This is a genomic window from Pseudomonas saponiphila (assembly GCF_900105185.1).
Lineage (GTDB): Bacteria > Pseudomonadota > Gammaproteobacteria > Pseudomonadales > Pseudomonadaceae > Aquipseudomonas > Aquipseudomonas saponiphila.
The window spans coordinates 3,138,045-3,149,927 of sequence record NZ_FNTJ01000001.1; the positions used below are offsets into that span (position 1 = coordinate 3,138,045).

An 11,883-nucleotide genomic window follows, 5' to 3' on the forward strand; every position below is an offset into this window, starting at 1 on the left:
GGCGGGTTCTGAGTGCATGCAGGGATGAAGTCCTGAAGTAGTTACAGCCTCTCGATGATCAGGGCAATGCCTTGGCCGACCCCGATGCACATGGTGCACAGGGCATAACGTCCCTGACGCTGCTCCAGTTCGTGCAGGGCGGTGGTCACCAGCCGCGCGCCGCTCATGCCCAGGGGATGCCCCAGGGCAATGGCGCCGCCGTTGGGGTTGACCCGCGGATCGTCGTCCGCCAGCCCCAGTTCGCGCAGCACCGCCAGGGCCTGGGCGGCAAAGGCCTCGTTGAGCTCGATGACGTCCAGGTCCGCCAGGCTGAGCTGGGCCAGGTCCAGCACCTTGCGACAGGCTGGCACCGGGCCGATGCCCATGATCCTGGGCTCGACCCCGGCGGTGGCCATCGCCACCACCCGGCCCCGGGGCCGCAGGTCATGGCGCTGGGCCAGGGCCGGACTGGCCAGCAGCAGGGCGCAGGCGCCGTCGTTGAGTCCCGAGGCGTTGCCGGCAGTGACGCTGCCATCACGGCGGAAGGGCGTCGGCAGTTTCTGCAACTGCTCCAGGGTGGTTGCGGCCCGCGGGTGCTCATCCACGGCGATCTCCAACGGCGGGCCTTTGCGCTGGGCAATGCTCACCGTGACGATCTCCCGGGCCAGGCGGCCACTGGCCTGGGCCGCGCAGGCCCGCAGCTGGCTGCGCAGGGCGAAGGCGTCCTGGTCGGCGCGGGAGATGTTGAACTGCTCGGCGACGTTCTCGGCGGTTTCGGCCATCGAATCGATGCCGTACTGCTGCTGCATCAAGGGGTTGACGAAACGCCAGCCCAGGGTGGTGTCGTACAGCTCGGCCTGGCGCGAGAAGGCGCTTTCGGCCTTGGCCAGCACCAGCGGCGCCCGGGACATGGACTCTACGCCGCCGGCCAGGACCAGCCCGGCCTCGCCACTGCGAATCGCGCGGGCGGCGCTGCCCACGGCGTCCAGCCCGGAGCCGCACAGCCGATTGAGGGTGACCGCCGATACGCCGGTGGGCAGCCCGGCCAGCAGCGCCGACATGCGGGCCACGTTGCGGTTGTCTTCGCCGGCCTGGTTGGCGCAGCCGTAGATCAGGTCGTCAACCTCGCTCCAGTCGACCTGCGGATGGCGGCGCAGCAATTCACGCAGGGGGATCGCCCCCAGGTCATCGGCGCGCACGCTGCTCAGCGCTCCGGCGTAGCGCCCGATCGGGGTTCGGACGGCATCGATGATCAGTGCGTCATTCATGGTCTGTCTCCTGTGTCAGCACTGGGCCGCGCACTTTGTAGGATTTGCCTTGAAACAGGGCAATCAGCTGTCCCTGCTGGTTTTCGATACGAACCGCATAGTGCCCTGTGCGCCCCCGGCGGTTCTGTTCATGGCAGTCGGCGGTCAGGGCGTCGCCCTGATGCGCCGGCGCGATGTATTCGATGCTGCAGCCCATGGCCACCGTGGCTTGGTCATAGCTGTTGCAGGCCATGGCGAATGCCGAGTCGGCGAGGGCGAAGAGCACGCCGCCGTGGCAGGTGCCGTGGCCCTGGAGCATGTCCTGGGTCACGGTCATGCCCAGCCGGGCCGCGCCGGGGGCCACCGAGAGCAGGCGCATGCCCATTGCGTTGCTGGCCCGGTCGCGTTCGAAAAGACGCTGGGCGCAGCGTCGAGCCAGTTCCATGGCGTCATGCTCAGTCATGAAACCCCCTCCCTTCAGCCGCGTAGCGCCGCAGCAGAAGGGAAGGCCGGTAGCGCTCCTCGCCATAGGCGCCCTGGAGGTTTTCCAGCACCTTGAGCAGAGGTTCCAGGCCCAGCCGGTCGGCCCAGGCCAGAGGGCCCTGGGGGTAGTTGACCCCGCTGCGCATGGCCAGATCGATATCCGCCGCCGAGGCCACGCCCTGCAACACGGCATCGGCGGCTTCGTTGGCGAGCATGGCCACGGTGCGCAATACGGCCAGGGCCGGTGTGTCGCTGAGTCGGCTGACCTGCAGTCCGGCTCGTTGCAGCAAGGCGACGGCCTGGTCCAGGGCCTTGGGGGCGATCGCGCCAGAGCAACTGACGGCCAGGCGGCTGGCTTGGCGATAGTCCAGCGCCAGGTCCAACAGCACCAGGTTGTTGCCCAGGCCTTCGTCCCGGGCCCGTTGGCCGGCCGGGCGACCGTCGCTCGGCGCGAGGATCGCCTCGCCGACCCGCAGCAGGCCGCGACCGTCGCGGCGGATCACCCGGACGCCCTGGTTCTCCAGGCGCTGGACCAGGGGCGCGGCCCAGCCAAGGTCGCCCTCGAGCACGCAGTGCTCGATGACGGCGTCGCTGGTCAACCCGGCCGCGGCCGGGCGTGGCGCACCGTCGGCGTAGGCGTAGAAGCCCTGGCCGCTCTTGCGCCCCAGGTAGCCGGCGTCCACCAGTTCCTTCTGGATCAGTGAAGGCTGGTAGCGCGGGTCACCGTAATAGGCTGCGTGCACCGAGCAGGTCACCGCGTAGTTGATGTCCTGACCGATCAGGTCGGTGAGTTCGAAGGCGCCCATGGCGAAGCCGCCGGCCTCGCGCAGCAGCGCGTCGAGGGTGGCGCAGTCCGCGGCCCCTTCCTGCAGCAGGCGCAGGCTTTCGCCATAGAAGGGCCGGGCCACGCGATTGACGATAAAGCCCGGGGTCGAGCGGCTATGCACCGGATGCTTGCCCCAGCGACTCATGGTCTGGTACAGGCGGTCCGCCAGGACCGGGTCGCTGGCCAGCCCGCGCACCACCTCCACCAGGGCCATCACCGGCGCGGGGTTGAAGAAGTGCAGCCCCAGCAGGCGCCGTGGGTGTTGCAGGCCGGCGGCAATCGCGGTGATCGACAAGGAAGAGGTATTGCTGGCAAGGATGCAGTCGGCGCGACACAGGGCTTCCAGCTCGGCGAACAGTTGCTGTTTGGCCGGCAGCTGCTCGGCGATGGCTTCGATGATCAGGTCGCTGTCCGCCAGTTGCTCCAGGCTCTGCGCCGCTTGCAGGCGGCGGACGTCCTCCAGGGCGCTCTGTTCAAGCTTGCCTTTGAGTACCCGCTGGCCGAGCCGCTGGTCGATCGCGGCAATGGCCTGGGCCGCCGCTTCCGGCCGCTGGTCCAGCAGCAGCACCGGATGCCCGGCCTGGGCCGCGACCTGGGCGATGCCGGCCCCCATGGCTCCGGCGCCGACCACGGCAATGCGTGCGTTATGGCTGAGTGGGCCCATGTTCAGCACCCCTTGAAGACGGGGCTGCGTTTTTCCATGAAGGCGCTGACGCCCTCGCGGTAGTCTTCGCTGCGGCCCGCCAGGCGCTGCAGGTCGCGCTCCAGGTCCAACTGCTGGTCGAAGCTGTTGTGCAGGCTGGCATTCAGGCTGCGCTTGATCAGGGCCAGGCCGTAGGTGGGCTGGCTGGCCAGGTGGCGGGCCAGGCGCAGGGCTTCGTCCCGCAGCGCGTCGTCGTCCACGCATCGGTGGATCAGCCCCCATTGTTCGGCCTGTTCGGCGCTCAGGCGATTGCCCAGCAGGGCCAGGGACTTGGCCCGGGCCATGCCCACCAGCCGGGGCAGCAGCCAGGTGCCGCCGGAATCGGGAATCAGCCCGAGCTTGCAGAACGCCTGGATAAAGCTCGCGGAGCGCGCCGCCAGCACCAGATCGCAAGCCAGGGGCAGGTTGGCCCCGGCGCCGGCGGCCACGCCGTTGACCGCGCAGATCACCGGCAGTGGCAGGTCGCGCAGCTCGCGTATCAGCGGGTTGTAGAACGCTTCGATGGATTGCCCCAGGTCCGGCGGCGCCTCGCCGGGGGCGACGTTACGCTCGCCCAGGTCCTGCCCGGCGCAGAAGCCGCGGCCTTCGCCGGTGAGCAGCAACACCCGCACCTCGGGGTTGTTGCGCACCAGCTTGAGGGCGCTGCGCAGCTCGCCGTGCATCTGCGCAGTGAAGCTGTTGAGCTGTTCGGGACGGTTGAGGCTGACAAGGGCGACGCCCTGGTCAATGGAGAACAAGAGGGTGGCGAAGTTCATGGTCGGGACACTCTGTGCAGGTCGAAAGGGACGGTGCGGGTTGTTCTCAGTGGCCCGAGAACTGCGCCGGGCGTTTTTCCTGGAATGCGGCGATGCCTTCCTCGCGGTCGCGGGTGCCGGCCAGCACGGTAAAGGCATGGCGTTCCAGGCGCAGGCCGCTGGCCAGGTCGGTGTCCATGGCCTTGAGCAGTGCTTCCTTGGCCAGGCGCAGCGCCAGTGGCGCCTTGCCGGCGATCAGGCGGGCCAGTTGCAGGGCGCGCTCGACCACCAGCTCCGGCTGGGTGACTTCGCTCACCAGGCCGGCGCGCAGGGCATGCCGGGCATCTATGGCTTCGCCCGTGAGCACCATCTGCATGGCCAGGGACTTGCCGACGGTGCGCGGCAGGCGCTGGGTGCCGCCGGCGCCGGGCATGATCCCGAGGTTGATTTCCGGTTGGCCGAAGCGCGCGTCCTCGCCCGCGATGATGATGTCGGCGTGCATGGCCAGCTCGCAGCCGCCACCGAGAGCGAAGCCGTTGACCGCGGCAATCAGCGGTTTGCTGAAGCGGCGGATCTGTTCCCAGCTGGACTGGCGCGGATCGTTGAGGATGCCGGTCAGGTCGCGTTCGGCCATTTCCTTGAGGTCGGCACCGGCGGCGAACGCCTTGCGGTTGCCGGTCAGGACCACGACCTGGGTGTGCGGGTCGGCCTCGGCTTCTGCCAGGGCTTGCGCCAGCTCCGCCAGCAGGGCGGTGGTCAGGGCGTTGAGGGCTTGCGGACGTTGCAGGGTGATCAGGCGAACACCGCCGCCCAGGGTTTCGACTGCAAGGTGTTGAGGCATGGTGAACCTCCTCGGGAGGTTGCGGCCGGTTGCCGGCTCGATTGTTGGATCGGCTGGGGAGCCGGTTTTGGCCGAGTATATCGTAAATGTGATACATAAAATCAATAGTGATTAGATTTAATGTGTCTCATTGTTTTCCGAGGATGGGGTGTGATTGGGCAGAAGGGCTGGCTTGATCAGGCGATGGATGAAGGCTGCGCTGTTATCCGTATGTAGCGTGCTGGCCAGCCACGGCTTCTTGTGTGCTGAGAATGATCTGATACAGAATGCCGGCGCTGTTGGTTTGTAATGGGCTTGATCGCGTCGCGCTGTTGCGCTGCCGCATTCGCCGGCAAGCCGGCTCCTACAACGATGGTCTTTGAGTGTTTGGCGGGGGGAGAGCATGACGTGTTACAGCCTCGATGGATTGACTCCAGTGGTCGATCCCAGTGCTTATGTACACCCTTCGGCGGTGCTGATCGGTGATGTGATCGTCGGTCCGCACTGTTATGTCGGTCCGCTGGCCAGCCTGCGGGGGGACTTCGGGCGGATCATCCTCGAAGAGGGCGCCAACCTGCAGGACACCTGTGTCATGCACGGCTTTCCCGAGAGCGATACGGTGGTCGAGCGCAACGGCCATATCGGCCATGGCGCGGTGCTGCATGGCTGCCGGATCGGTGCCGATGCGCTGGTGGGCATGAACGCGGTGGTGATGGACAACGCGGTTATCGCGGCGCGATCTTTCGTTTCGGCGGCGGCTTTCGTCAAGGCCGGCTTTGTCTGTGAGCCGCAGTCGCTGGTGATGGGCGCGCCGGCTCGGGTCACGCGGACCTTGAGTGATCAGGAGGTGGCCTGGAAACAGGCCGGCACCCGTGAATATCAACACCTGACCCGACGCTGCCTGGCACAGATGCAGGTCTGTGAGCCACTGCCGCAGGTGGAGCCTGACCGGCCACGCTTTGCCGGTAGCCAGGTGCGTCCCAAGCACAGTCTTTGAGGCCAAGCGCGGCAATCACCAGCTCGGGCCGCTGCTGGCCGTTGAAACCCGCTATATTTCTTCCTTTTTGTCCGGTACGTCCATGTCGTCCCTCGCGCCACTGAATCATCTGATCAAACGCTTTCAGGAACAGACCCCGATCCGCGCCAGCTCGCTGATCATCACCTTGTACGGCGATGCCATCGAGCCCCATGGCGGCACGGTCTGGCTGGGTAGCCTGATCCAACTGCTGGAACCCATGGGGATCAACGAGCGACTGATCCGCACCTCGATCTTCCGTTTGAGCAAGGAGGGCTGGCTGAGCGCCGAAAAGGTCGGGCGGCGCAGCTACTACAGCCTGACCCTCAGCGGCCGCCGGCGTTTCGACAAGGCCTTCAAGCGGGTGTACAGCGCTGCTGTGCCGGCTTGGGACGGCTCCTGGTGCCTGGTGATGCTCTCGCAGTTGCAACCGGAGTTGCGCAAGCAGGTGCGGGAGGAGTTGGAATGGCAAGGATTCGCCGCGATGTCGCCGCTGTTGCTGGCCTGCCCGCGCAGCGATCGCGCCGACGTCAATGCCACCTTGCAGGAACTGGGCGCCCTGGAAGACACCATTGTCTTCAGCACCACGGCCGAGGATGTCCTGGGTTCCAGGGCCCTGCGCCTGCAGGTGCGCGAGAGTTGGAACATCGATGAGCTGGCGGCGCATTACAGCGAGTTCATCCAGTTGTTCCGCCCGCTATGGCAGGCCCTGCGGGAGCAGGAGCAACTGCAGCCGGAGGACTGTTTCCTGGCCCGTCTGCTGCTGATCCACGAGTACCGCAAGCTGTTGCTGCGTGATCCGCAGTTGCCGGACGAGCTGCTTCCCGGGGACTGGGAGGGCCGGGCGGCGCGCCAGCTGTGCCGCAATATCTATCGCCTGATCCAGGCCCGGGCCGAGCAATGGCTGGCCAGCGCCCTGGAAAACGCCGACGGCCCGCTGCCGGATGTCGGCGAGAGCTACTACCGGCGTTTTGGCGGACTGCTCTAGGCGCAAGCTTTGTTGATCGGGCCGGTCAGTCTCGGCGATCCGTTGATGGGGCGGATGGTTGCGCGGCAAAGGCGCCTAAAGTGCGCTGGCTAGTTGCCAGAAACAGGGTTGGCGGCGTGCTGTTCATAACAGCAGAAACAACCAGCGGCTGAGCGCGTAAGTTGTCGAGGAGGGAGAGATAGATAGCGTGCTTAGTTGTTTGTCTTGAATAACGGATCACCCCTTGGGGTGATCCGTTAACAGCACCGCTTACTTGGGCATGGCCCAGGACTGCAAGATATAACCTTCCTGGCTCAGTTCAGCCCGGGCCTGCTTGAGCAGGTCTTCGAGCTGGGCCGGATCGGAGTAGGCGCTGGTGGGGATGCGGGTCTGGCCGATACGGGTGCTGGTACGGTCGACGACGGTCAGGCTCAGTTCGCCGTTCCCGTCCTGTGGGGCCCAGGCCACGCATTGAAAAGGCTTGAATGCGCGGTCGGCGATCAACAGTGCTTCGTTTCTACGGAGCGGGGCGTTCATGGGGTCTTCTCTCAGTGTGCCCAATCAGATGATGTGCCGTCGGTTGGGCTTACCGTTCGGCTGGTTATGTGTACTGATGCACTGAGGTGGGGATCGGGTCACACGGAAAAACAAGTTTTTACAACTTTCGTGCTGCACGCTTGTGTGCGGGCCATTAGTTGCGGCGCTTTTAAAAAACTACTGCAACAATCAGTCGCTCGCAGAGCCAGTTCGCCGACGTCTTAGTTCTTTTGGTAATCAAGGCTATAAGCAATCGATACATTTGCTCGTCAAGTTCTTGCTAATGTTACAGCCAGGTTTCCCAAACCACTGTTTCTAATAACTTTTTCGAACTTTTGGCGTCAAGGAATGCTCATGCTCGAAGCTCCTGTGCAGCGTCGCTTGCTGGTGGTCGATCCTTGTGACGATTGCCATCGCCTGTTACCCGGATTGCGCACCATAGGGTGGGATGTCGACAGCTGTGACCTGGAAGCGGCCCGCGAGCGTTCCTGCGATGTTGGCCTGTTGCGCTTGCAGCCCTGTCATCTGGAGCGCGCGGAGGCGGTCAAGGAGCTGATCAGCCATAGCGGCACCGAGTGGATTGCGGTGTTGAGTCCTGAAGTGCTGCGCCTGCAGAAGGTCGGTGACTTCGTCTGCGAATGGTTTTTCGATTTCCATACGCTACCGTTCGACGTATCCCGGGTTCAGGTCACCCTGGGCCGGGCCTTTGGCATGGCTCGCCTGCGCGGCCAGGGCTCGATTCATGTGGATCAGCCCGAGCACGAATTGCTCGGGGACAGCCGGACGATCCGCGACTTGCGCAAGTTATTGAGCAAGCTCGCGCCCACCGAGTCGCCGGTGCTGATCCGTGGCGAGAGCGGCACCGGCAAGGAGCTGGTGGCGCGCACCCTGCATCGCCAGTCCCAGCGGCATGACAAGCCCTTTGTGGCGATCAACTGCGGGGCGATTCCCGAGCATCTGATCCAGTCCGAGCTCTTCGGTCATGAAAAGGGAGCCTTTACCGGGGCCCATCAACGCAAGGTCGGACGGATCGAGGCCGCCCATGGCGGCACCTTGTTTCTCGATGAGATCGGTGACTTGCCACTGGAGCTGCAAGCCAACCTGTTGCGCTTTCTGCAGGAAAAACACATCGAGCGGGTCGGTGGCAGCCAGCCGATTCCGGTGGATGTGCGAGTCCTGGCGGCGACCCACGTCGATCTGGAGGCGGCCATCACCGCTGGCCGTTTCCGTGAAGACCTGTACTACCGGCTGAATGTGTTGCAGGTGATCACCGCGCCCTTGCGCGAGCGTCATGGCGATCTGGGCATGCTCGCCAGTCACTTTGCCCATTTCTACAGTCAGGAAACCGGCCGCCGACCCCGCAGTTTCAGCGAGGACGCCCTGGTGGCCATGGGCAAGCACGATTGGCCGGGCAATGTCCGTGAACTGGCCAACCGGGTGCGCCGGGGCCTGGTGCTGGCCGAGGGACGGCAGATTCAGGCCAGTGATCTGGGGCTGCAGAGCCTTCAGGCCCAGGATCTGCCCATGGGCACCCTGGAGGACTACAAGCACCGCGCCGAACGCGAGGCCCTGTGCGATGTGCTCAACCGGCACGGCGACAACCTCAGCGTTGCGGCCCGGGTGCTGGGTATCTCGCGCCCGACCTTCTACCGTTTGCTGCACAAGCATCAGATCCGCTAGGGCGAAAAACGCCAAGGCCCGCAGCGATCGGACAATCGCGGCGGGCCTTGGTTGTTAGCGGGTGGATCAGAAGTAGTAGGGGAATTTCAGGCTGAAGGTGAAGTCCGGTGCGTCCTGGGTCATGCCCAGGGACAGGTTGGGCACGACGGTCAGGTGCTCGGTGGCGGCAATGGTCATGCCGACGTTGAAGTAGGCGGCGTTGGCGTCGCTCGATTGCACCGTTTGCCAGTCCTGGCCGGTGTACTTGATCTTGCTCTTCTTCTGGATCTGATCCGACACCGAGAACGCCATGCTCATCTTTTCGTTGAGAGCGAAGGCTACACCGGCGCCAATCTGGAAGCTGTCGCCCAATTGCACCTTGCCGGGGATCTTCTGCCCGGCATTGGAGCTGATGTCGCCGAACGATTCTTCCAGGTTGTGGGTGTAGGACAGGCTACCGAACAGCACCGCCGGGTCGAAGGTCTTGACCAGCGAGATCCCGGGGGTCACCGACCAGACACCATTACCGGTCGGCAGGCTTTCAGGCACGACCAGGTTGTTGTTGCCAGGGTCCGGATTGGTGAACTTGATGCCGAAAGGGTCCTTGCCGGTGGGCGCCTTGACCCGCAGGCTGACCACGGCGTCGGGCAGGGAGTCGGACTCGTCGAGGAACTTGTAGGCCACCCCGACGTTGACGTCACCCAGGGTCGGATCGCGAGTGACGGTGCTTTCCGAGATGGATTGGCTGCTGCCGCCGTTGGCGCCGCCCGACTGGTAAGTCGATTCGCGATAGACAACCGGCGCGTTTATATCGAATTGCCAGCGGTTGTCCAGGTTGTAGCGGGCGGTCAGGTCGAGGGTCCAGGTGTCGGACTTGATCCGGTCCAGGTTGACGGTGCCCAGCAGGATCGAGTCCAGTGCCAGAAAACCGTTGAGGGTCAGCTGGCGGGTGTCGTAGCGGGCGTAGCTGAGGCCCGTTTCAACGCTGAACTTGCCTCCGCCGAAGAAGCCGCTGGCCTCGTCGTAGAGGTTGGTCACGCTCTGCGCCGGCGTCGAGTCATCCTTGAGTGACTGGCCATAGCTCGCGCCCCCCGCTGCGCCCCCTGACGCTGCTGCGGCGCCTCTGCCAGCCACCTGCTGGTTGCCCTTGAGGTCGGCGGGTGATTTGGCCAGGCGCTTGGGCGGCGGCGCCGCGGGTTGGTCTTCGACTTGGCGTACCCTTTGTTCCAATACTGCCAGCGCCTTCTGCTGCACTTCGTAACGTTGCTTCAGCTCCAGAAGTTCCTGTTTCAGGGTCTCTACGTCCGCATCAGGCGCCGCCTGCAAGGCCGCCGCCGGAAATAGAGTGCTCAAACATACAACTGCGCGCAGTGAAACCGATCGATACATGAAATAAACCGTCCCTTGTGAACCCCAATGGTCGAAAAAAGCGTAGTTCAAAATTTCAGATTGCGTAGTCCGTTTAGGGTGGTCAGGTTGCAGTCCAGTGCCCCTTTGCTGGGGCCGTTGTTTTGCAGGACTATGTTGAGCTGGGTCAGGTTGCTGACCAGGTTGCTGTTGCCTAGCAGCCGGGTGTTCTGCAGGACGTTGCCCTGGCCCACCTGCTGCAAGGTTCCGCCCTGATTGGCGCTGGCCAGAATGGCCATCTGGATCCCGCCGTTGATCGCCGACACCGAGACGCTGCCGGCGGCATTGCTGCCGGTGATGGTCTGGCCGCTGAGCAGGGCCTGGCCAGGGTTGCTGCTCAGGCCGGGCGCCTGGTTGGCCTCGCTGACATTGATGCTGACGTTGTTGTAGGCGCTGTTGCCGTCGCCGGCGGCACGCACCACCTGGGTCACGCCCTGGCCGGTACCCAGGCCGGAGCCACCGATCACGTTGCCGCTGCCTTGGGCAGGAGTGCTGCCGTTACCGGCCTGGTTGATGGTGGTGACGTAGAACTGCGGGGTGACGGTGGACTGCTGAATCTGCAGGGTACTGGTGGCGCCGATCAGGTCGCCGCTGGCGTTGCGCCAGGTACTGCTCATGACGATGCCGAAACTGATGATGCGTCCCGGCATTACATAACGCCCGCGCATTTGCGAGAGTTCCTGGTCCTGCACTTCGATGGGCTTGAAACCAGCATGGGCTGGAAGCGCTGCTGCCAGACAGGCCGCAGCCAGCCAGTATGTAGTCTTCATCTGCTGCTCCCGGAGCGTCCTGCCCCCCGTTTTAGCGTGGCGCGCTCCTTTTAGAAGAAGTCGCTCTGGATGAAACCGAAATCCATCAGTTCCGCGTCTTTGACTGGATAGAAAGTATCGAGCTTGTTTTTCGCGGTCAGCGGGGCGGGCGGGTCGAGCAAGGCATTGGTCTTGTCATAGCCCGGGCCGATGATGGCAAAGACGATGCCGTTCCAGCCCTTGACGAAGTCTTCATGGGTGTAGCGTTTGTGACCCAGTACCGGATCACCGATGTAGACCCAGTCTTTCTGGGCCCGCTGCATCACCACGAAGTGTTTGTAGCCGCGAATTTCCATCAATACGATCACCGGGATGGTCACTGCCTCGAGCTTTTCCGGAGGAATCCGGTAGCCCCTGGCGCGCATGCCGATGCTTTCCGCATAGCGTTTCATGTCAAGCATCGAGAAGCCCTGAGTCTGGACCAGCTTCTGGTCCGAATTCATCAGCATGCCCTTGATCACTTGTTCCTCGTTGACGTCCAGCCAGTAGGCCTGGCGCAGGATGGTTGCCAGCGCTGCGGCACCGCAGCTGAAGTCGGTCTTCTGTTCGACGATGTCGCTGAATTTGCGCTCACGCACGCTCTGCACTTGCTTGAAGATCAGGCCGCCGCCCGCGAGCCCGGCCACGGCCATCTGCGCGGAGTACACGGGGCCGCATAGGCTCAACAGTAGAATGATGATCGCAGTACGCATGATCG

At 64.2% G+C, this 11,883-nt stretch carries 12 protein-coding genes; 3 read left to right on the forward strand and 9 right to left on the reverse strand.

The features are described 5' to 3' along the window. Positions 1-41: 41 nt before the first annotated feature. Genes pcaF through paaF form a run of 5 tightly spaced genes read right to left on the reverse strand, consistent with a single transcriptional unit; the run spans position 42 to position 4,813 of the window. The gene (gene pcaF, locus BLV47_RS14580) at positions 42-1,247 is read right to left on the reverse strand and encodes a 3-oxoadipyl-CoA thiolase (RefSeq protein ID WP_092314672.1); all 1,206 of its coding nucleotides are present in this window, start codon (positions 1,245-1,247) and stop codon (positions 42-44) included. After that, entirely contained in the window at positions 1,240-1,689 is a 450-nt protein-coding gene (gene paaI, locus BLV47_RS14585; RefSeq protein WP_092314674.1) for a hydroxyphenylacetyl-CoA thioesterase PaaI, read from the reverse strand. Before paaI ends, pcaF begins: the two co-directional genes overlap by 8 nt. Then, positions 1,682-3,199 carry a 3-hydroxyacyl-CoA dehydrogenase PaaH gene (gene paaH / locus BLV47_RS14590; RefSeq protein WP_092314676.1) on the reverse strand — a complete coding sequence of 506 codons (1,518 nt, stop codon included), beginning with the start codon at positions 3,197-3,199 and terminating at the stop codon, positions 1,682-1,684. The genes paaI and paaH overlap by 8 nt, the downstream gene beginning before the upstream one ends. Positions 3,200-3,201: 2 nt before the next feature. Further along, complete coding sequence (gene paaG / locus BLV47_RS14595; protein ID WP_092314678.1) at positions 3,202-3,993, reverse strand: 2-(1,2-epoxy-1,2-dihydrophenyl)acetyl-CoA isomerase PaaG; 792 nt, start codon at positions 3,991-3,993, stop codon at positions 3,202-3,204. Positions 3,994-4,039: 46 nt separating this feature from the next. Then, positions 4,040-4,813 carry a 2,3-dehydroadipyl-CoA hydratase PaaF gene (gene paaF / locus BLV47_RS14600; protein ID WP_092314680.1) on the reverse strand — a complete coding sequence of 258 codons (774 nt, stop codon included), beginning with the start codon at positions 4,811-4,813 and terminating at the stop codon, positions 4,040-4,042. 382 nt (positions 4,814-5,195) lie between these two features. On the opposite strand from paaF, the gene paaY reads away from it, so the two are divergent. Together paaY and paaX are read left to right on the forward strand one after the other, a co-directional pair. Further along, the gene (paaY, locus tag BLV47_RS14605; protein WP_092314682.1) at positions 5,196-5,789 is read left to right on the forward strand and encodes a phenylacetic acid degradation protein PaaY; all 594 of its coding nucleotides are present in this window, start codon (positions 5,196-5,198) and stop codon (positions 5,787-5,789) included. Between the two features lie 82 nt (positions 5,790-5,871). Continuing rightward, positions 5,872-6,795: a phenylacetic acid degradation operon negative regulatory protein PaaX gene (gene paaX, locus BLV47_RS14610; protein ID WP_092314684.1), complete on the forward strand. Its 924-nt coding sequence runs from the start codon at positions 5,872-5,874 to the stop codon at positions 6,793-6,795. A gap of 249 nt (positions 6,796-7,044) precedes the next feature. On the opposite strand, the gene BLV47_RS14615 is transcribed toward paaX, so the two are convergent. Next, positions 7,045-7,311 (reverse strand): hypothetical protein, encoded by a 267-nt coding sequence (locus BLV47_RS14615; protein ID WP_092314686.1) that lies wholly within the window; start codon positions 7,309-7,311, stop codon positions 7,045-7,047. Positions 7,312-7,665: 354 nt separating this feature from the next. Here BLV47_RS14615 and BLV47_RS14620 point away from each other — a divergent pair, with 354 nt between their 5' ends. Beyond that, positions 7,666-8,991 (forward strand): sigma-54 dependent transcriptional regulator, encoded by a 1,326-nt coding sequence (locus tag BLV47_RS14620; RefSeq protein WP_092314688.1) that lies wholly within the window; start codon positions 7,666-7,668, stop codon positions 8,989-8,991. Between the two features lie 66 nt (positions 8,992-9,057). On the opposite strand, the gene BLV47_RS14625 is transcribed toward BLV47_RS14620, so the two are convergent. From BLV47_RS14625 to BLV47_RS14635, 3 genes are read right to left on the reverse strand one after another with little or no spacing between them, the layout of a single operon-like run. Next, complete coding sequence (locus BLV47_RS14625) at positions 9,058-10,359, reverse strand: hypothetical protein (RefSeq protein WP_092314690.1); 1,302 nt, start codon at positions 10,357-10,359, stop codon at positions 9,058-9,060. 47 nt (positions 10,360-10,406) lie between these two features. Continuing rightward, positions 10,407-11,147, reverse strand: a complete 741-nt coding sequence (locus BLV47_RS14630; RefSeq protein WP_092314692.1) for a hypothetical protein — start codon at positions 11,145-11,147, stop codon at positions 10,407-10,409. Between the two features lie 50 nt (positions 11,148-11,197). Next, positions 11,198-11,878: a C39 family peptidase gene (locus tag BLV47_RS14635; protein ID WP_092314694.1), complete on the reverse strand. Its 681-nt coding sequence runs from the start codon at positions 11,876-11,878 to the stop codon at positions 11,198-11,200. Between the last annotated feature and the right edge of the window lie 5 nt (positions 11,879-11,883).